Origin of the sequence: Lentibacter sp. (genome assembly GCF_965657785.1) — a bacterium.
Classification (GTDB): domain Bacteria; phylum Pseudomonadota; class Alphaproteobacteria; order Rhodobacterales; family Rhodobacteraceae; genus Lentibacter.
Window position 1 is genome coordinate 13,772 of record NZ_CBFHPP010000023.1, and the last position, 18,334, is coordinate 32,105.

Annotated in this window: 20 protein-coding genes and 1 tRNA gene; 12 read left to right on the forward strand and 9 right to left on the reverse strand. The window is 57.9% G+C overall.

Annotation, left to right across the window (positions count from 1 at the left end):
• Positions 1-65: 65 nt before the first annotated feature.
• Positions 66-800 (forward strand): tRNA (guanosine(46)-N7)-methyltransferase TrmB, encoded by a 735-nt coding sequence (trmB, locus tag ACTF58_RS11335; RefSeq protein ID WP_438992086.1) that lies wholly within the window; start codon positions 66-68, stop codon positions 798-800.
• Positions 801-1,055: 255 nt separating this feature from the next.
• Here the strand turns inward: trmB and ACTF58_RS11340 are convergent, their stop codons facing one another.
• From ACTF58_RS11340 to fabA, 3 genes are read right to left on the reverse strand one after another with little or no spacing between them, the layout of a single operon-like run.
• Positions 1,056-1,844, reverse strand: coding sequence for an enoyl-ACP reductase FabI (locus ACTF58_RS11340; protein WP_438992087.1), 789 nt, complete (start codon positions 1,842-1,844; stop codon positions 1,056-1,058).
• 5 nt (positions 1,845-1,849) lie between these two features.
• A complete protein-coding gene (fabB, locus tag ACTF58_RS11345; RefSeq protein ID WP_438992088.1) occupies positions 1,850-3,079 on the reverse strand; it encodes a beta-ketoacyl-ACP synthase I in 1,230 nt (409 codons plus the stop codon).
• Positions 3,080-3,113: 34 nt separating this feature from the next.
• Positions 3,114-3,623: a bifunctional 3-hydroxydecanoyl-ACP dehydratase/trans-2-decenoyl-ACP isomerase gene (fabA, locus tag ACTF58_RS11350; protein WP_273486550.1), complete on the reverse strand. Its 510-nt coding sequence runs from the start codon at positions 3,621-3,623 to the stop codon at positions 3,114-3,116.
• Between the two features lie 209 nt (positions 3,624-3,832).
• Between fabA and irr the strand changes: the two genes are divergently transcribed.
• The 9 genes from irr to ACTF58_RS11395 all read left to right on the forward strand — a co-directional run bounded on the left by irr (position 3,833) and on the right by ACTF58_RS11395 (position 11,941).
• Positions 3,833-4,261, forward strand: coding sequence for a Fur family transcriptional regulator Irr (irr, locus tag ACTF58_RS11355; protein WP_438992089.1), 429 nt, complete (start codon positions 3,833-3,835; stop codon positions 4,259-4,261).
• A 51-nt stretch (positions 4,262-4,312) separates the two neighbouring features.
• On the forward strand, positions 4,313-5,302 hold the full coding sequence (locus ACTF58_RS11360; RefSeq protein ID WP_438992090.1) for an NADPH:quinone reductase: 990 nt from the start codon (positions 4,313-4,315) through the stop codon (positions 5,300-5,302).
• Positions 5,303-5,548: 246 nt separating this feature from the next.
• Positions 5,549-6,151 (forward strand): superoxide dismutase, encoded by a 603-nt coding sequence (locus ACTF58_RS11365; RefSeq protein ID WP_438992091.1) that lies wholly within the window; start codon positions 5,549-5,551, stop codon positions 6,149-6,151.
• A gap of 86 nt (positions 6,152-6,237) precedes the next feature.
• A complete protein-coding gene (locus ACTF58_RS11370) occupies positions 6,238-7,458 on the forward strand; it encodes a TCR/Tet family MFS transporter (protein WP_438992092.1) in 1,221 nt (406 codons plus the stop codon).
• 69 nt (positions 7,459-7,527) lie between these two features.
• On the forward strand, positions 7,528-8,616 hold the full coding sequence (locus ACTF58_RS11375) for a Zn-dependent alcohol dehydrogenase (protein ID WP_438992093.1): 1,089 nt from the start codon (positions 7,528-7,530) through the stop codon (positions 8,614-8,616).
• 11 nt (positions 8,617-8,627) lie between these two features.
• Positions 8,628-9,743: a 2-trimethylaminoethylphosphonate dioxygenase gene (gene tmpA, locus ACTF58_RS11380; RefSeq protein ID WP_438992094.1), complete on the forward strand. Its 1,116-nt coding sequence runs from the start codon at positions 8,628-8,630 to the stop codon at positions 9,741-9,743.
• On the forward strand, positions 9,740-10,318 hold the full coding sequence (gene tmpB / locus ACTF58_RS11385; protein WP_438992095.1) for a (R)-1-hydroxy-2-trimethylaminoethylphosphonate oxygenase: 579 nt from the start codon (positions 9,740-9,742) through the stop codon (positions 10,316-10,318). The genes tmpA and tmpB overlap by 4 nt, the downstream gene beginning before the upstream one ends.
• Positions 10,319-10,321: 3 nt before the next feature.
• A complete protein-coding gene (locus tag ACTF58_RS11390) occupies positions 10,322-11,554 on the forward strand; it encodes a mandelate racemase/muconate lactonizing enzyme family protein (RefSeq protein ID WP_438992096.1) in 1,233 nt (410 codons plus the stop codon).
• 54 nt (positions 11,555-11,608) lie between these two features.
• The gene (locus ACTF58_RS11395) at positions 11,609-11,941 is read left to right on the forward strand and encodes a metalloregulator ArsR/SmtB family transcription factor (protein ID WP_438992097.1); all 333 of its coding nucleotides are present in this window, start codon (positions 11,609-11,611) and stop codon (positions 11,939-11,941) included.
• Positions 11,942-11,951: 10 nt separating this feature from the next.
• Here ACTF58_RS11395 and ACTF58_RS11400 read toward each other — a convergent pair.
• The 4 genes from ACTF58_RS11400 to ACTF58_RS11415 all read right to left on the reverse strand — a co-directional run bounded on the left by ACTF58_RS11400 (position 11,952) and on the right by ACTF58_RS11415 (position 13,945).
• Positions 11,952-12,028: transfer RNA gene (locus ACTF58_RS11400), tRNA-Arg, on the reverse strand.
• 43 nt (positions 12,029-12,071) lie between these two features.
• Complete coding sequence (locus ACTF58_RS11405; protein WP_438992098.1) at positions 12,072-13,019, reverse strand: Hint domain-containing protein; 948 nt, start codon at positions 13,017-13,019, stop codon at positions 12,072-12,074.
• Complete coding sequence (locus tag ACTF58_RS11410) at positions 13,019-13,516, reverse strand: toxin-activating lysine-acyltransferase (protein WP_438992099.1); 498 nt, start codon at positions 13,514-13,516, stop codon at positions 13,019-13,021. The genes ACTF58_RS11405 and ACTF58_RS11410 overlap by 1 nt, the downstream gene beginning before the upstream one ends.
• Positions 13,517-13,633: 117 nt before the next feature.
• Positions 13,634-13,945, reverse strand: a complete 312-nt coding sequence (locus ACTF58_RS11415; protein ID WP_438992100.1) for an ETC complex I subunit — start codon at positions 13,943-13,945, stop codon at positions 13,634-13,636.
• Between the two features lie 180 nt (positions 13,946-14,125).
• On the opposite strand from ACTF58_RS11415, the gene uvrB reads away from it, so the two are divergent.
• A complete protein-coding gene (gene uvrB / locus ACTF58_RS11420) occupies positions 14,126-16,324 on the forward strand; it encodes an excinuclease ABC subunit UvrB (protein ID WP_438992101.1) in 2,199 nt (732 codons plus the stop codon).
• Between the two features lie 301 nt (positions 16,325-16,625).
• On the opposite strand, the gene ACTF58_RS11425 is transcribed toward uvrB, so the two are convergent.
• Positions 16,626-16,892 (reverse strand): zf-TFIIB domain-containing protein, encoded by a 267-nt coding sequence (locus ACTF58_RS11425; protein WP_438992102.1) that lies wholly within the window; start codon positions 16,890-16,892, stop codon positions 16,626-16,628.
• Between the two features lie 111 nt (positions 16,893-17,003).
• On the opposite strand from ACTF58_RS11425, the gene ACTF58_RS11430 reads away from it, so the two are divergent.
• On the forward strand, positions 17,004-17,657 hold the full coding sequence (locus ACTF58_RS11430; protein WP_438992103.1) for a hypothetical protein: 654 nt from the start codon (positions 17,004-17,006) through the stop codon (positions 17,655-17,657).
• 41 nt (positions 17,658-17,698) lie between these two features.
• Here ACTF58_RS11430 and ACTF58_RS11435 read toward each other — a convergent pair whose 3' ends face one another.
• Positions 17,699-18,220, reverse strand: coding sequence for a hypothetical protein (locus ACTF58_RS11435; RefSeq protein WP_438992104.1), 522 nt, complete (start codon positions 18,218-18,220; stop codon positions 17,699-17,701).
• Positions 18,221-18,334 lie beyond the last annotated feature (114 nt).

Consider the following 18,334-nt stretch of genomic DNA (forward strand, 5'->3'; position numbering starts at 1 on the left):
CTATGGCCACGCCCGTATCGCGCGCCCATATTGCGCGCCCACGCCTTTCGCGCTAAAGCCCGCCCATGAGCAATGACAGCCCCAAACACCCCCCCGCACACCATCCCTCTGGCGCGCCTTGGCGCAATTTCTATGGCCGCTTCAAAGGCAAGGGCCTGCGCCCCTCCCAAGAAGGCTACCTTGAGCAAGACCTCGCCGCCCTCTCCCCCGGTGCGGTGAGCTGGGAGGAAAACCCCGAGCGCCACGCCCTCGATCTGCCCGCCCTCTTCGGCGACCGTGACATCTGGCTCGAAATCGGCTTTGGCGGCGGTGAGCATATGGTCCACCAAGCCGCGCAAAACCCCGAGGTCGGCTTCATCGGCTGCGAACCCTATATCAACGGCGTCGCCATGCTTCTGGGCAAAATCCGCAAAGCCAAAACCGACAACATCCGAATTCACGCCGGCGATGCGCGCGATATGTTTGATGTTCTGCCCGACGCGAGCCTCGCCCGCGCCTTCCTGCTCTATCCTGATCCCTGGCCCAAAAAGCGCCATCACCGCCGCCGCTTTGTCACTCAGGAACACCTCGTCCCGCTGGCCGCCAAGCTCAAACAAGGCGCCATCTTCCGCGTCGCCACCGATATCGAAGATTACGTGCGCCAAACGCTGGAAGAAGTGCCCCGCGCCGGCTTTGAATGGCTCGCCGAAAGCGCCGAGGACTGGCGCACGCCGTGGGACGACTGGATCTCAACCCGCTATGAGCAAAAAGCACACCGCGAGGGGCGCACACCGCATTACCTCACCTTCCGCAAGCTCTAAACGCCCAAGCTTTCAAGCAAGCTGCGCCCTGCCAATACTCATACTCAACAAACCGGCGCTGAACCCATCGGCAGGGCGACTTACAAACACGCCTGCCGGTTCTTCAGCCTGTGACGCAAGCCCAGATCTACCCTCAAGGGCTTAACAGCAGGTAAACCGCCCTGCTTTTTCTTTCTGAAAATATCCCGGGGGTCTGGGGGCAGCGCCCCCAGCCAATCGGATTTGCATTGCAAATCCGATCCTTTATGCGCCCTCTTAAAGGTTCTCCTGCTGCGGCATTCCCAAAACATGAAATCCGCCATCCACGCGGATGATCTCGCCTGTCGTGCACGCGCCCGCCTCCGAGGCGAGGTAAACAGCCGTGCCGCCCACCGCCTCCAAGGTCGCATTGGAGCCAAGCGGCGCGTTCTGGTCGGTGTGCTTGAACGTGGCCCGCGCCCCGCCAATCGCCGCGCCCGCCAGCGTCTTCATAGGTCCGGGGCTGATCGCATTCACACGAATGCCCTCACGGCCCAAATCATTCGCCAGATAGCGCACGGTCGCCTCCAAAGCCGCCTTGGCGACGCCCATGACATTGTAGTTCGGCGTCACGCGGGTTGAGCCCATATAGGTCAGCGTCAAAAGCGTGCCGCCACTCTCTTCCATCATAGGATGCGCGCGCCGCGCAACTTCGATGAACGAATAGGCCGAGATATCCATCGAGTTTTTGAAGTTGTCACGGCTGGTGTTCAAGATCCGTCCCGTGAGCTCGTTTTTGTCACTGTAAGCAATGGCATGAACGACAAAATCAAGCGTCCCCCAGCGCGCTTGCAGCTCGCCAAACGCCGTATCAAGTGACGCATCATCCGTCACATCGACATCCACCATAAAATCGCTGCCCACACTCGCCGCCAGCGGCTCAAGCCGCTTGCCAAAAGCCTCGCCCTGATAGGTAAACGCCAGCTCCGCGCCCGCCTCCGCCATGGCTTTGGCAATGCCCCAAGCGATAGAGCGCTCGTTCGCGACGCCCATAATCAGCCCGCGTTTTCCTGTCAGTGCGCCCATCTGCGTTATCCCTTGTATTTCGACAAAATCATCGAGCCGTTCGTGCCACCAAAGCCAAACGAGTTGGTCATAACGCTATCAAGCCCCGCGTTATCAACGCGCGCCGTGGCAATCTCGTCCGCGCGAATGGCAGGGTCGAGCGTTTCCACATTGATGCTCGGAATGATGAAATCATGCTCCAGTGACAGCAGGCAGTAGATCGCCTCCTGCGCGCCGGTCGCGCCCTGCGAGTGGCCCGTCATCGACTTCGTGGAGCTGATCACAGGCTGCTTGATCCCCTCAAAAACGCTGCGCACCGCTTCCACTTCGCCCACATCGCCCACAGGCGTCGAGGTGCCATGCGCGTTGATATAGTCCACTTGGCGGCCCTCAGGCAGCGTGGAGAGCGCAAGCTTCATCGCCCGCATCCCGCCTTCGCCCGACGGAGCAACCATGTCGGCGCCATCCGAGGTCGCGCCATATCCGGTCACTTCCGCATAAATCTTCGCGCCGCGCGCCAGAGCATGGCTCAGCTCTTCAAGCACAAGGATACCGCCGCCCCCGCCAATGACAAAGCCGTCACGGTTGGCATCAAACGCGCGGCTCGCGCGCTCAGGCGTGTCGTTATACTTGCTGCTCATCGCGCCCATGGCGTCAAAAAGACAGCTCAAAGTCCAGTCAAGTTCCTCGCCCCCGCCCGCAAACATGATGTCCTGCTTGCCCATCATGATCTGCTCGGCCGCATTGCCAATGCAGTGCAGGCTGGTCGAGCAGGCGCTCGTGATCGAATAGTTGATCCCCTTGATCTGATAGGCGGTCGACAGGTTCGCGCTCACAGTCGAGCACATGGTCTTGGGAACTGCAAACGGCCCGATCCGCTTGGTCGCGCCCGAGCTGAGAACAGCCTGATGCGCCGTGAGCATAGCGCTGGTTGACGGCCCGCCAGAGCCGGCCACAAGCCCCGTGCGCTCGTTGATCACATCGCTTTCCTCAAGCCCCGCATCGGCAATCGCCTGCCCCATGGCAATATGCGCATAAGCGGCCCCCGGCCCCATAAACCGCAGCGTGCGCTTATCAACATGATCGGCCACATTCAGCTTCACATTGCCCGCAATACGGCTCCTGAAGCCATGCTCGGCCATATCCTCGTTAAAGGTAATCCCCGACGTGCCCGCCTTCAGCGACGCAAGCACCTCTTCGGCGTTATTCCCGATGGAGGAGACAACCCCCAACCCTGTGACAACCACTCGGCGCATATCCACGCTCCTTTTATACCGTTCGTTCGCTGCCTCAGCTCTCGCTGAGCGCAACCTTCATGTCTTTCACTTGATAGATCACATCGCCATCCGCTTCCACAATCCCGTCAGCCACGCCCATGGTGAGGCGGCGGGTCTGGATCGCTTTGGTGAAATTCACCCGATAGGTCAGCATCTTGCGATCAGGGCGCACCATCCCCGTGAGCTTCACCTCGCCCACACCCAGCGCATAGCCGCGCCCGAGCCAGCCGCGCCAGCCAAGGTTAAAGCCCGTCAGCTGCCAAAGGCCATCAAGCCCCAAACACCCGGGCATAATCGGGTTGCCAGGGAAGTGGCAATCAAAGAACCAAAGGTCAGGTTTGATATCAAACTCGGCAATCACATGGCCCTTGCCATGCTCCCCGCCATCTTCCGAAATCTCGGTGATGCGGTCCATCATAAGCATCGGCGGTTCGGGAAGTTGCGCATTTCCCTCGCCAAAAAGCTCGCCGCGGGCGCATTTGAGCAAATCGTCTCGGTCAAAACTGCTGGGGTATTGGGCCATAGGAAGAGCCGCCTTTCTGTCTTGATATCATAGCGTTCAATCTCCTCTAGCACCCCGCTTAAGGGCCTTGCAAGAGCGCCGCACCCCGCGCGGCCCCCCGCAACTTGCGAAGCATTCGCACTTTGTCTTGAAAGCGATGCGGTTTTTGCCCTATATTGGCCGAAAGACGCGCCCTCGCGGCGCCTCCCTCAGGACGAAAAGACGCGCGCATGACATTGCCAACCGCCCAAACGCCCAAAGAGCGCAGCACAAAGTGGCTCGCCACCAAAGGCCTGCGCCCCACGCGCCAGCGCCTCGCCTTGGCCGAGCTTCTCATGGGCGACGGCAAGCACCGCCATGTCACAGCCGAAAGCCTGTTTGACGCCTCAAAAGACATCAGCGAAGCGGTTTCGCTCGCCACGGTCTACAATACCCTGCGCGCCTTCTGCGATGCGGGCCTGATGCACGAAATCACTGTGGACGGCTCCAAAAGCTATTTTGACACCAACACATCAGAGCACCCCCACTTTTTCTGGGAGGACACAGGCGAGCTCACAGATGCCTCCACAGAGCGCATGGAGATCACAAATCTCCCCAGCGCGCCACGCGATGCCGAGATTGCATCCGTTGATGTCGTGATCCGTCTCCGCCGCACTTGACCCTCCGCTAAGGCTGCCGCACAAAGCTCCCAACTCAGGGAGAGAGAAACAATGCGCGCCATGACCTATTCCGCCTTCGGCCCCGCCGCCGATGTGCTCAGCCTCACAGAGATCGACACCCCCAGCCCAAAAGCTGGCGAAGTCCTCGTGCGCCTGCATCTCTCGGGCGTGAACCCCTCCGATGTAAAGGCCCGCGCAGGGGGCCGCCCCGGTGTGCCCAAGCCGCCCTTCCCCCAGATCATCCCCCACTCTGACGGCGCAGGCGTGATCGAGGCGGTCGGCGCAGGCGTCGCACCCTCCCGCGTGGGGGAGCGGGTCTGGATCTGGAACGGCCAGTGGCAGCGCCCCTTCGGCACCTGCGCAGAGTATATAGCGCTCCCCGCCGCCCAAGCCGTGCCGCTCGGCGATCACAGCTTTGAAACAGGCGCAAGCCTTGGCATCCCCGCGCTCACAGCCGCACATTGCGTGCTGGGCGGCGGCTCCGTTGCGGGCAAGACCCTGCTTGTGTCTGGTGGCGGCGGCTCGGTCGGCTTCATGGCGGTTCAGCTCGCCAAATGGGCGGGCGCGCGTGTCATTGCCACGGCCTCCGCTGGCCCCTCCGCCGATCAGGCCCAAGCCGCGGGCGCCGATCTTGTGCTTGATCACCGCTCGCCCACACTGGCCGAGGATATCCTGCAAGCCACCTCGGGCAATCTGATCTACCGCGCCATTGAGTGCGAATTCGGCGCAAACATCGACACGCTCGCCGCCGTCATGGCCCCCTGCGGCACGATTGCCGCCTATGGCTCGGCGGTCGATATGGCCCCGACGCTGCCGTTCGGCCCGCTCCTCTTCAAAGCGATCACAATCGACATCGCGCTGATCTATATCCTGCCCGCGCCCGAGCGCGCCGTTGCGATAGATCACATTCACCGCGCCTTGGCCGAAGGCGCGCTCACCGCACGGGTTCACAAAACCTATGCGCTAAAGGATGCCGCCAAAGCCCATGAAGCGGTCGAAGCCGCCCATCGCTACGGCGCAATCTTGGTTAAAACAGCCTAAATGCGGCGCACGGCGCACGCTGCGTTTACCTAATAAAGCCTTAACCGAGGTGGCGTCAGGGGGGTGCACGCATGGTGCACGGGGTGTGCACGCTTATCACCCCCCCAGAATCAGCGCGCCAAAAGCGCGTTAACCCTGCGGGACGGTGCTGAATTTTGTGCTTTTTTGGCCCCTGCCCCTTGACCTTCGCACCGCTTCACCCCCATCTGAGACAGAGATAAACGCGAACACCAAAGGGGACTTTCCATGGCTTTTGAACTTCCAGATCTACCTTACGCTCACGACGCACTCGCCGCACACGGTATGTCTGCCGAAACCCTCGAATACCACCACGACCTGCACCACAAAGCCTATGTCGACAACGGCAACAAGCTCATCGCAGGCACCGAATGGGACGGCAAAAGCCTTGAAGAGATCATCACCGGAACCTACGACAAATCTTCTGTCGCCCAGAACGGTATTTTCAACAATATCAGCCAGTTGTGGAACCATAACGAGTTCTGGCAGATGATGAGCCCGACCAAATCGGCGATGCCTTCAGAACTTGAAAAAGCCATCATCGAAAGCTTCGGCTCGGTCGACAAATTCAAAGAAGACTTCTCCGCCGCAGGCGCAGGCCAGTTTGGCTCAGGCTGGTGCTGGCTCGTCAAAAAAGCGGATGGCGGCCTTGCCGTCACCAAAACAGAAAACGGCGTCAACCCGCTCTGCTTCGGCCAAACAGCTCTTCTCGGCTGCGACGTCTGGGAGCACAGCTACTATATTGATTTCCGCAACAAGCGCCCCGCCTACCTCACCAACTTCCTCGACAATCTGGTGAACTGGGAAAACGTGGCAAGCCGTCTTGGCTAAGCCCCTGTAAAACAATATCTTTCAAGCGCCCTGCAAGCCCGCCTTGCAGGGCGCTTTTGCCTTTACGCCGTCCAGAAAGCCTACAAATGCCCTCTCGTCTTCCTGTGTTTTTCATCGTCATGACCGTGGTCATCGACGCCATGGGCATCGGCCTCATCGTGCCAGTGATGCCCGAATTGATCCAGGAGGTTCACGGCGGCAATATCGGCAACGCCGCCATCTGGGGCGGCATTCTGGCGACGTCTTTTGCCGTCATGCAATTTCTCTTCTCGCCCGTCCTTGGCGCGCTCTCCGATAGCTTCGGGCGGCGGCCCGTCCTGCTTGTTAGTCTTTTGGTCATGGCTGCGGATTATGTTGTGATGGCTTTGGCAGGTTCGATCTGGCTTTTGCTCGCAGGCCGCATCATTGGCGGCATCACAGCTGCCACACATAGCACCGCCATGGCCTATATGGCCGATGTGTCAGCGCCCCATGAGAAGGCCGCGCGCTTCGGCCTGATTGGCGCAGGCTTCGGGATCGGCTTTGTGATTGGCCCTGTTCTGGGCGGGCTTCTGGCCGATTACGGCACCCGCGCCCCCTTCTGGGCTGCCGCCGCGCTCGCGCTCGCCAATGCGGCGCTCGGGTTTTTCGTCCTGCGCGAAACCGTCACAGCCGCCAAGGCCCGCGCCTTTGAGTGGCGTCGCGCGAATCCGTTTGGCGCGCTGCGCTCTGTCGCGCGCCTTGACGGGCTGAAGCTGCTGCTTGTGGTGTTCTTCCTCTTTAACATCGCAACCCATGTCTACCCAGCCGTCTGGGCTTATTTCGGCGCAGAGCGTTTCTCATGGCCCGCCAGCACCATCGGCCTGAGCCTTGGCCTTTACGGCATCGGCTTTGCCTTCGCGCAAGGCCTGTTGGTGCGCCCCGCGATTCGCCTCTTGGGCATACGCTATGCGGTTGTGATTGGTATGTGCTCAAGCATCGGCTCGTTCCTTTTGCTGAGCTTCATCACCAATGGCACCTTGCTGCTCTGGCTCATTCCCTTTTTCTCCCTCGGCGCCATAGCCATGCCAGCCTTGCAAGGCACCCTCTCAGAAGCCGTGCCAGACAACGCCCAAGGCGAGCTGCAAGGCGTGCTTGGCTCGCTGTCCTCGCTCTCGATGATCCTGTCTCCCTTGATCATGACCCAGACTTTCGCACATTTTTCACGCGAAGGCAGCGGCCTCTATCTCCCCGGCGCGCCCTTTCTTCTGGCCGCTCTGATCATGTCCTTTGCGCTCATTCTCTACATCACAGATAAATCCGTCCGCCAAATCCGAAACGCGACGTAAAAAGGGCGCTATTCAGGCTTGCGAGCCGCGCCCAGACTTGTCAGGCTCCCCCCAAACTGGGAGAGACACATGAGCACAATCAAAGCCGCCGTTTGCCACGAATTCGGCAAGCCCCTGACAATCGAAAATGTCGAGCTGCGCGCGCCCCAAAGCGGCGAAATCGAGGTGGCCCTCGACGCGGTGGCGATCTGTCATTCCGATATTTCATACGCCGATGGCGCATGGGGCGGCTCGCTGCCTGCCGTCTACGGCCACGAGGCCGCAGGGCGCATCACAGCCCTTGGTGAGGGCGTCAAAGGCTTCAAGCAGGGCGACAGCGTCATCGTGACCCTCATCCGCGCCTGCGGCACCTGCCCCTCCTGCGCGGGCGGCAAACCGACCATCTGCCAAACGCCCTATGACGGCGACCATGGCCCACTCAAAACCGCCGATGGCGGCAAGCTGCATCAAGCCATGGCCTGCGGGGCCTTCGCCGAAAAAGTGGTGGTCGATCAGAGCCAGATCGTGGTCATCCCTGACGATATGCCAAAAGACGCCGCCTCGCTTATTTCTTGCGGCGTCATCACGGGCGTCGGGGCCGTGGTCAATGCAGCCCAGCTCCGCGCAGGGCAGGATGTTGTGGTGATCGGCGCGGGCGGTGTCGGCCTCAACGCCATTCAAGGCGCGCGCATCGCTGGGGCGCGGCGCATCGTGGCCGTGGACATGAGCGAAGACAAACTTGAAGTCGCGCGCCAATTCGGCGCAACCGACGGCGTTCTCGCCACCCAAGACACCCCGTGGCGCGCCGCCAAAGAGGCCATGGGCCGCGGCGCGGATGCTGTTCTCGTCACAGTGGGCGCCGCCCGCGCCTATGACGAAGCCCCCTTCTATCTCGCCTATGGCGGCAAAGTCATAATGGTCGGAATGCCCGCAACGGGTGCTGCCTCAAGCTATGAAGCCGGCAATTTCGCCGCCGTCGGCCAGTCCATGATCGGCTCCAAAATGGGCGATACCGTGATCCAGCGTGACATCCCCTGGATGGTTGATCTTTATGGCCAAGGCCGCCTCAAGTTGGACGAGTTGATCTCAAACCGCTGGACCCTTGAGCAGATAAACGAGGCCATCGCCGACACAAAGACAGGCGCAGCCAAGCGGAACGTGATCATCTTTTCATCGTAAAGGAGCGAGCCATGCCAGACAGTCTAATCGAACACGAAGGCCGCATCCTGCGGCTGAACGGACAACGGTTTCACGCGGTCTGGCTGCGCGACAATGCGCTTGATGCGGCCACACGCGACCCAAACAACGGCCAACGTCTGATCACATTGGCGGACATCCCCGCCAATGTGACCTTGAGCGCCGCCAAACTCATGGGCGACAGCGTCGAGATCACTTTCGCGCCCGAGGACAAAACCGTGCGCTTCCCGCTCAAATGGCTCAAGGATCACGCTTACGACACCCCACAGGAGCGCTCCGAGGGCCATATGCCCGCTGGCAGTACCCCTTGGGGCGCAGGGCTGCAATCTGCCGTCCCCACAGCGCCTTTAAGCGCGCTTAAAGCCTATGAGGCCACGCGCATGAGCTGGCTTGACGCCATCCGCACCTATGGCTTTGCCAAAGTGAGTGAAATGGAAGGCCGCGAGGGCGAACTTTTCGAGATCGTCGATCTCTTTGGCTATGTGCGCGAGACAAACTATGGCCGCCACTTCGAGGTCCGCACCGAGGTCAACCCCGTCAACCTCGCCTATACAGGCCTTGGCCTTCAGGCCCACACAGACAACCCCTACCGCGACCCGCAACCCACCTTGCAAATCCTCGCCTGCTTGGAAAACTCCGCCGAGGGCGGCGAAAACATGGTGGTCGACGGCTTCGCCTGTGCCCTCAGGCTCAAAGAGGAAGACCCCGAGGGCTTCACAGCCCTCACCAAGCACTCTGCCCGCTTTGCCTATACGGGCAGCGCAGGTGTCGCGCTGCATTCGCGCCGCCCCATGATCGAACTTCTGCCAGAAGGCACGCTGCAAGCCGTGCGCTTCAACGCCCGCTCTGCCGCGCCGATCACAGATGTGCCTTTTGATGATATGGAGGTCTACTACCGCGCCTATCGCCGCCTGTCCGAGCTGATTGACAGCCCCGAAATGGAAGTCACCTTCAAGCTCGCCAAAGGCGAAGCCTTTATCGTCGACAACACCCGCGTGCTTCACGCCCGCAAAGGCTATTCGGGGGAAGGCAGCCGCTGGCTCCAAGGCTGTTATGCCGATAAAGACGGGCTGCTGTCCACATTGTCAGCGCTTGAGGCCAGCCTATGACGGCCCCCCTCACGCGCGACACAATCGTAGCCTTTCTCGGCGATATCTTCGAGCGCTGCGGTCATGAGGAATACCTCGGCGAGCCCGTCACGATGGCCGAGCATATGCTGCAAGGGGCCACCATTGCAGAAGAACAAGGCCTGCCCGAAGATATTATCGTTGCCGCTCTCCTGCATGATATCGGCCATTTCACCTCCGAATTCGGCACCTTCTCCATGGAGGATACCGAAGACCGCTTTCATGAAGAGGCAGGCGCGCGCGTTCTCTCCGAATTCTTCCCCTCCGTGGTCACAGACTGCGTGCGCTATCACGTCGCTGCCAAGCGTTATCTTTGCGCCACCAAGCCGAGTTATTTTGACAGGCTCTCAGACGCCTCGATCCACTCGCTCAATCTGCAAGGCGGGCCGATGAGTGACGCCGAAGTCACCGCGTTTGCCAAAAACCCGAACCTCGATAAAATCATTCAGGTCCGTTACCTTGATGAAGCCGGCAAACACCCGACCATGAAAACGCCCGACTACTGGCATTTTGCGCCCATGGTGCAACGCATCGTCGATCAACACCTAGGAGCCTAACCCATGCACCTCAAAGACCTCGACATCATCGTGACAGCCCCCCCCGCTCCCGGTTGGGGTGGGCGCTACTGGATCCTCGTCAAAGTCACCACCGACACAGGCATTGTCGGCTGGGGCGAGTGCTACGCAAGCTCTGTTGGCCCTGACGCCATGCGCGCGGTGATTGAAGACGTCTTTGCCCGCCACATGGAAGGCGAAAATCCTGAGAATATCGAGCTGATGTTCCGCCGTGTCTATTCCTCGGGCTTCACCCAGCGCCCCGATCTCACAGTCATGGGCGCCTTCTCGGGCCTTGAAATCGCTTGTTGGGATATCCTCGGCAAAGCGCGCAATCGCCCCGTCTATGCCCTCCTTGGCGGGCGTATGAACGAGCGCATCCGCACCTATACCTATCTCTACCCACTGCCGCACCACGATATGGATACCTTCTGGACAGACCCCGACGCCGCTGCCGAAAGCGCGCTGGACTGTGTCGAGCGCGGCTACACTGCCGTCAAATTTGACCCCGCAGGCCCCTATACCCTGCGCGGCGGCCATATGCCTGCCATGAGCGATATCTCGATGTCTGTGGCCTTTTGCAAAGCCATCCGCGAGGCCGTAGGCGACAAGGCCGACCTCCTGTTTGGCACCCATGGCCAGTTCAACACAGGCGGCGCGATCCGCCTGGGCCAAGCGCTCGAGCCCTATTCGCCGCTCTGGTATGAAGAGCCGACACCCCCCGACAATATCGAAGACATGGCCCGCGTGGCGCGCAACGTGCGTATCCCTGTCGCCACGGGCGAGCGCATGACAACAAAAGCCGAGTTTGGCGCTGTCCTGCGCGCAGGCGCTGCCGAGATTTTGCAACCTGCCTTGGGCCGCGCTGGCGGCATCTGGGAAATGAAGAAAGTGGCAGCCATGGCCGAATGCTATAACGCGCAAATGGCTCCGCATCTCTATGCAGGCCCTGTCGAATGGGCCGCCAACCTGCATCTTGCCACCTCTATTCCCAACCTGCTCATCGCCGAAACCATCGAAACCGAGTTTCACGATGCGCTCATCCGAAGCTCGATCCGCGTCGAAAACGGCTTTGTGCGCCTGTCTGAGGCCCCCGGCCTTGGCATTGAGGTTGACGAAGACTTGGCCCGCGCGCACCCTTATCGGGGCGAAGGATTACACCTTGAGATGCGTGAAGAGCCTTGCGACTATCAAAATGGCAACAATTTTCAAGGCGGCGCGCCTGCGACGTCGCACTAACTCGCCAAGACCTGCTGGCTATGATACATAGGCCAAAACCTATGTGAGATAGAAATGCTGCAAACAAGCCCGACCCCACCGTCTGAAATGGCGCAAAACGCGTCAGACGCCGCCAGTTACCTCAAAACACTGGCGCACGAAGGGCGCTTAATGATCCTGTGTCACTTGGGATCAGGCGAAAAATCGGTAGGGGAACTGGAGCAGTTGCTTGATCTGCGCCAAGCCGCCGTGAGCCAAATGCTCGCCCGCCTGCGCGACGACGGGCTTGTCACAACCCGCCGCGAGGGAAAGACAATTTTTTACGCCCTCGCGGACGATAATACAGCTGAAGTGATTGCTATGCTCTACCGGCTCTTCTGCGCCCCCAGCGGCGCTGAGTGCCGTTAAGCTGTTCTCATGGCGATCCCGGAAGGACTCGAACCCTCAACCTGCTGATTAGAAGTCAGCTGCTCTATCCAGTTGAGCTACAGGACCGCGTGCGCCTGTTTTGCGCAAAGCCAGCGCCAAAGGCAAGGGCTCAGGCCGCTTCAGCCGTCAGTCTGCTCATAAATTTCTGCTGCGGGCGGAGGAATTTCTGCAAAATAACCGCCTCATGCTGCTTGAGAACAGGCCGTGCCGTTTCGCCATATGTCTCAGGGCGCAAACCGATCTCTGCAAGCGCAGCCATCAAAGCCTCCTGCGCCGCAGGATCAAGGCTGCCAAGACCAACTTCGCCTGGATAAAAGCTCTCACTTTCGCATCCGCTCGCAAAAACAACCTCATGCTGTTCAAACAACAAATGAAAATATGTGACCTCTCCAACAGGTTCACGCAAAATAGACTGCCCGTTAATCAAAAAATGCGCGGGGCAAAACACTTCTTTTTGCCCAGAAATCAACTCAACCATCGCATTGCGCACCAAAACACGGTGCATCGGAGACACCAGCACATCCCGATCAGGCACCCCGGGCGCCAAAGAATTGGCACACAGGCGCACGGGTTGAACCGCTTTCAAGGTCGGCGCGCCACTCCCAAAATGCCGATGCCCCACCCAGCGCAGCTTTTGCAGCCCGTGATCCCGCGTCAACACAAAGTCACCGACCCTCAAGCTTTCAACTGCGCGAGGCCCCTCATCTGTCTCAATCAGCGTCCCCGCCACGAAACAGGGCGGCTCGTCTTGGCCGTTGATCGTAATGGTGATCGTCGTGGTGCCCCCCGTAGAGGTCACAGTGAACACTTCGGTGATCGAACTGCCCGTATCCAGCGCCTGAAGGGTGCTGTTAGAATTGGTCGCCGTGTAGGTCCAGACCCCATTCGTATTGATGCTTAACGCGCTGCCATAAAGCCCCGTAATGGTCTGGGCCGTCCATTGCCCCGCATCCGAGCCAAACAAATAGTCCACATCCCCGCTCGCAGTCAGAAGGCCTGCTCCGGATACCGCCGTATCCTCAGTCACCGAACCCGTATCTGGAAGTGGCACCCCCATCAGAAAGCTCCACGCTCGTCAGCCTTGAAGAAATAGGCTTTCACACGTTCGTTCTTGCTACAGGCGTCACCGCGCACAACCTTGCGCACGCGCCCGTCAGCGCCCAAACGCGCAAAGAAAAAAGGCCCCTCTGGCGGCTGGCGGGCAATATGACGGGCAATCATTCTGCCGTGGTTAAACGGCGCCAATATATCCAAGAACCAAAGGTTTTTACCACTTTTCCATTCGTTGGGTTGAGGCGGCTTGCCCTCAAAGACCATGCGCTCGCTGACATCGTCAGACAGACGCGCCCAAATCAATGCCGCACAGACGCGGTCTTCGTCGTTTCTGAAAAAACGCACACAATCATGATTGATAGCAGGGATGAAAAGCTCGGCCAGCGCCCCGCCCCGATAGCCGCGATGCAGTGGGCAAAACGAGGCCAAAAAGCTCAGCCACCCAAGAGCGCTGATCTGCCGTTCCATAGATAGTTTTGAAACATCCGCCTGTCTGCTCAACAGGGGAGAACTCTTGTTTTGACTGCCCATATCACCAATTTTCTTGGTTTTTATGGAATTATCTTATCTTTTTTGCCAATTTTCGCAACATAAAACCCAAATCAAGCCGATTTCGTCTTAATGCGTCCAGACCGTGCGGCGATTCGTTGCAAAATTCTCACCATAGCCACCCGCGCGGATATTGGCCTTGCGCGGCTTTGGCTCAGACACCACAGCCTCGATGTTATGCTCTTGAGCATACTCAAGCGCTGCTTCCTTGCTGTCAAAGCGCAGTTTCACTTGTGATTGCGTGTCGTTTGAAGAGGTCCAGCCCATCAACGGGTCAACTTCCCGGCGCGAGGCAGGTGCAAACTCAAGCACCCAGCGCTTTGATTTCGCACTGCCAGATTGCATTGCGTTACGGGCGGGTTTGTAAATACGTGCACGCATAGGGCCAGCTCCTTTGACTTGGCAGCGTTTATCAAGGATTTGCTGCCGCCCCGCAAGATGCAAAAGCCAGCAAACTTATGCTTTCCCCCCTTGGGGCGTCCCAGAAAGCCCGCCACTTGGCCTTGCAATTTGCCCTCGATCCAGCAAGTTAGAAGACTGCACCAATCACGAGCGTTCCAAATGCCCCACGTCCACACTGATGCCTCCCCTGCCCTCACAAATGCCCCCTCAGGTGATGTGCGCAGCCGCGAAAAGCTCGAAGGCGGCAAGCGTTTTGTGATGCACACCCCCTTTACAGCCGCAGGCGATCAGCCACGCGCCATTGCCGAGCTGAGTGAGGGCATCAAGGACGGCGAGCGTAACCAAGTCCTGCTTGGCGCAACAGGCACAGGCAAAACATTCACCATGGCCAAGGTCATTGAAGAAACCCAGCGCCCAGCGATTATCCTCGCCCCGAACAAGACGCTCGCAGCCCAGCTCTATGGCGAGATGAAAGGCTTCTTTCCTGACAACGCGGTCGAATATTTCGTTAGTTTTTATGATTATTATCAACCCGAAGCCTATGTCGCCCGCTCCGACACGTTCATCGAGAAAGAAAGCCAGATCAACGAGCAGATCGACCGTATGCGCCACTCGGCCACGCGCGCCCTACTTGAGCGCGACGATGTGATCATTGTGGCCTCTGTTTCCTGCATCTATGGGATCGGCTCAGTCGAAACCTACGGTGCAATGACACAAGATTTGGTGGTTGGCGAAAGCTATGACCAGCGCTCTGTCATGGCCGACCTCGTGGCACAGCAATACAAACGCAATGATGCAGGCTTTCAGCGCGGCTCCTTCCGCGTGCGCGGTGACAGCCTCGAAATATGGCCCGCTCACCTTGATGACCGCGCATGGAAGCTCAGCTTTTTTGGCGAAGAGCTTGAGAGCATTCAGGAAATCGACCCGCTCACTGGCGAAAAAGCGGGCAGCATGGACAAAGTCCGCGTTTACGCCAACTCGCACTATGTGACGCCCAAGCCCACATTGTTGCAAGCGATCCAGCAGATCAAAAAAGAGCTGCGCGTGCGGCTTGACCAATTCACCAACGAAGGCAAGCTGCTTGAGGCCCAACGCCTTGAACAGCGCACCAATTTTGACCTTGAGATGATGGAAGCTCAAGGCTTCTGCAACGGGATCGAAAACTATTCCCGCTATCTCACGGGCCGCCTCACAGGCGAGCCGCCGCCCACGCTTTTTGAGTTTATTCCCGACAATGCCATCGTTTTTGCCGACGAAAGCCATGTCTCTGTGCCCCAAATCGGGGGGATGTATAAAGGCGACTACCGTCGTAAATTTACTCTCTCCGAACATGGCTTCCGCCTGCCCTCCTGCATGGACAACCGGCCCTTGAAGTTTGAAGAATGGGACGCCATGCGCTCCCAATCTGTCTTTGTCTCGGCAACGCCTTCAAAATGGGAGCTGGAACAGTCTGGCGGCGTCTTTGCCGAGCAGGTGATCCGCCCCACGGGGCTTTTGGACCCGATGATCGAGATCCGCCCTGTCGAAACCCAAGTCGACGACTTGCTGGATGAAGTCAAACGCGTCGCCGCCGCAGGCTATCGGGTGCTTTGCACCACCCTGACCAAGCGTATGGCAGAGGATTTGACCGAATATATGCATGAGCAAGGCGTGCGTGTGCGCTATATGCACTCCGAAATCGACACGCTGGAACGGATCGAAATCCTGCGCGACCTGCGCCTTGGCGCATTTGATGTGCTGATCGGGATCAACCTTCTGCGCGAGGGTCTCGATATCCCCGAATGTGGCCTTGTCGCCATTCTGGATGCCGATAAAGAGGGCTTTTTGCGTTCGGAAACCTCCCTGATCCAAACAATCGGCCGCGCCGCACGCAACGCCGAAGGCCGTGTGATCATGTATGCCGACAAAATTACAGGCTCCATGGAGCGCGCGATGGGCGAAACCGACCGCCGCCGCGCAAAACAGATCGCCTACAACGAAGAACACGGGATAACCCCCGAAACGGTCAAGAAAAACGTCGATGATATCCTGTCAGGCCTCTACCAAGGCGATGTCGACATGAACCGCGTGACAGCAAACATCGACCCCGCCTTGCAAGGCAGCAACCTACGCGCCATTCTAGACGGATTGCGCACCGATATGCGCAAAGCCGCCGAAAATCTGGAATTTGAAGAAGCCGCCCGCCTTCGCGACGAGGTCAAACGCCTCGAAGCGGTCGATCTGGCCGTCCATGACGACCCGCTTGCGCGCCAATCCGCCATTGAAGCCGCAGGCGCCGAAGCCACAAAAGTCCGCGGCCGCTCGACAGCCGGCAAGCCCGGTCAACGGGGCGGAAATGTGAAGCGTCGTGGCCGTTGAGGCAGAGAAAATGAGCTTCCCTCCGCCTCAAGTAACGCCCAAAAGCCCCACTCAAGCCCCTAGCGCGCGCTTACAGTTCAAATAAACGGAACAAACGGCACCCCGCAGCCGCTCAGGGCTGTGAAAACCGTCAAAATTATCAAAAGTCGCATGAAATCACCTCAATTTATAGGATTGAAGACTAACCGCGACGACGAAAAAACGTCAAAGGCCCATTTCTTCTTTGAGTGACATTCAGCCCCACCGAGTCTCTTTTGCAACGCACTCGGAAAGTGAGAAATGCTCCCTAAAAGAGCACCTCTCAATCAAAATCGAACAAATCTTCCAAAATATCCGCGAAGCCACCCCGCTTTTTGCGAGATTTCCCACCGCGTCGAGGCTCTCGTTCCTCGCGTAATGGCACCGCCTGCGTTTGAGCTGGCGCGGGTCCTTGCCCTGCGGCAACCTCAACAATCTTGTCCAACTCTCCCCGATCGAGCCAAACACCGCGACACCGTGGGCAATAATCAAGCTCCACGCCGCTTCGCTCGGTTATCACAAGAAGCTCTCCGTCAACGGGGCATTTCATTGGCAAGCCTTTCCTACTGTTTTCGATAATCTATGTCTCATCAGCTCAGCTTCAAGCGCGTTAACTAAAAATTCACAGAATCTTATCAAGGTAAATTAGGGATTAATGCTCATGTTGCAGTTTTATTTTCTTCTTCTGGTAGCCCTTGCGACCACAGCCAATGCGGGCGCATGGCCGCGTGGCAAAGGCAATGGGTTTTCCATGACATCCCTGCAGGCAACCGCACACAACCTTGCAGATCCCGCCGACTATTACTTCAGCAGTTATGCTGAGTTTGGTTTAACCGACGACATCACAATGGGAGGCGACATTGGTCATTCCGTATCAGGAGCTTCAAAATTTATCGTGTTTTTGCGGCATCCCATTTTCACGTTGAATGACAAACATCATTTTGCCTTCGAACTGGGTGCAGGGATCGTTGCGAACGACACCGTTGTAAGGCCTGGAGTGTCTTACGGAAGCGGGTTTTCTCGATCAAGTCAATCTGGATGGTTCGCGATCGACATCTTATTTGAGCACCACATAACCACACGCAGCACCAATTTCAAAGCCGATGTAACCTACGGTATAAATCATCCAAGGGGTTATAAATCCATCTATCAATTACAGAGTGGAAAACAGGTGGGAGATCCCAACTTTTTGAGGTTCGCGCCCTCAGTTGCAATACCAATCAGCACATCTTCACACCTAGAAGTGGGCGGCACAATCAACATGATTGGGGCAACAAATTATGGCTTAAAGGTAGGCGTTTGGAAAAAGTTTTAAGCTTCGAAGCGCCAATAACTTGGCGCCTCGAAGCTTGAACACTATAAAGGCGTATCCATTCGCATAGATACAACGATATCTCCTCTAACAGGTTGGTCCCAATTCACATGGACCTCGTCGTTATTCGTTCCTTTTGATACCTCGACATAGGGCATATCAAAGCGTTTCACATTCACCGCATTGCGGATTGGTCCCTCGGCCACAACAGAGTCCACCTTGCGCACCCAGCCCCCAAACGGCAATTGCGGGCTTCCAGATACAACCCATGTATCGCTCTCGCTGGTTTGTGTATGCGTATGGACGAGCGGATTAACTGTTGCGACATCGATTGAGTTATACATATTTTCACGCCAATTAACATTTCGCATTCGGCCGAAATTGAAATCGGCAAAACTTGTATCAATGCGTTCCACACGCTCAATCGTTCCCCCAATGATACGGAAAAAGTTGCCCTGAACATTTAACCCGTTGATAAAATGCCCTGTGCCATGAGGTTTAACGATGATGTAACTGAACCATGGAGCGACATGGCTAGCTAAGAAAATATTATTGGAAATATTCAATTGGCTAAACGAGAATTCAGAATTGAACTCTGGAGCATTGAGCCTCCCCCTTTGAATTGGTCCGTCCCTATAGTTAGGAAAACGGAGAATCGAAGATGGGAATTACGAGACCGA

Excerpts from the sequence above, each read along its gene's own strand:
- ACTF58_RS11360 (WP_438992090.1), top strand. The coding sequence starts at position 4,313 with ATGCGCGCCATGACCTATTCCGCCTTCGGCCCCGCCGCCGATGTGCTC.
- trmB (WP_438992086.1), top strand. The coding sequence starts at position 66 with ATGAGCAATGACAGCCCCAAACACCCCCCCGCACACCATCCCTCTGGC.
- ACTF58_RS11395 (WP_438992097.1), top strand. The coding sequence starts at position 11,609 with ATGCTGCAAACAAGCCCGACCCCACCGTCTGAAATGGCGCAAAACGCG.
- irr (WP_438992089.1), top strand. The coding sequence starts at position 3,833 with ATGACATTGCCAACCGCCCAAACGCCCAAAGAGCGCAGCACAAAGTGG.
- ACTF58_RS11430 (WP_438992103.1), top strand. The coding sequence starts at position 17,004 with ATGTTGCAGTTTTATTTTCTTCTTCTGGTAGCCCTTGCGACCACAGCC.
- fabB (WP_438992088.1), bottom strand. The coding sequence starts at position 3,079 with ATGCGCCGAGTGGTTGTCACAGGGTTGGGGGTTGTCTCCTCCATCGGG.
- ACTF58_RS11405 (WP_438992098.1), bottom strand. The coding sequence starts at position 13,019 with ATGGGGGTGCCACTTCCAGATACGGGTTCGGTGACTGAGGATACGGCG.
- ACTF58_RS11365 (WP_438992091.1), top strand. The coding sequence starts at position 5,549 with ATGGCTTTTGAACTTCCAGATCTACCTTACGCTCACGACGCACTCGCC.
- ACTF58_RS11415 (WP_438992100.1), bottom strand. The coding sequence starts at position 13,945 with ATGCGTGCACGTATTTACAAACCCGCCCGTAACGCAATGCAATCTGGC.
- fabA (WP_273486550.1), bottom strand. The coding sequence starts at position 3,623 with ATGGCCCAATACCCCAGCAGTTTTGACCGAGACGATTTGCTCAAATGC.
- ACTF58_RS11340 (WP_438992087.1), bottom strand. The coding sequence starts at position 1,844 with ATGGGCGCACTGACAGGAAAACGCGGGCTGATTATGGGCGTCGCGAAC.
- ACTF58_RS11370 (WP_438992092.1), top strand. The coding sequence starts at position 6,238 with ATGCCCTCTCGTCTTCCTGTGTTTTTCATCGTCATGACCGTGGTCATC.
- tmpA (WP_438992094.1), top strand. The coding sequence starts at position 8,628 with ATGCCAGACAGTCTAATCGAACACGAAGGCCGCATCCTGCGGCTGAAC.
- ACTF58_RS11425 (WP_438992102.1), bottom strand. The coding sequence starts at position 16,892 with ATGAAATGCCCCGTTGACGGAGAGCTTCTTGTGATAACCGAGCGAAGC.
- tmpB (WP_438992095.1), top strand. The coding sequence starts at position 9,740 with ATGACGGCCCCCCTCACGCGCGACACAATCGTAGCCTTTCTCGGCGAT.
- ACTF58_RS11375 (WP_438992093.1), top strand. The coding sequence starts at position 7,528 with ATGAGCACAATCAAAGCCGCCGTTTGCCACGAATTCGGCAAGCCCCTG.
- uvrB (WP_438992101.1), top strand. The coding sequence starts at position 14,126 with ATGCCCCACGTCCACACTGATGCCTCCCCTGCCCTCACAAATGCCCCC.
- ACTF58_RS11390 (WP_438992096.1), top strand. The coding sequence starts at position 10,322 with ATGCACCTCAAAGACCTCGACATCATCGTGACAGCCCCCCCCGCTCCC.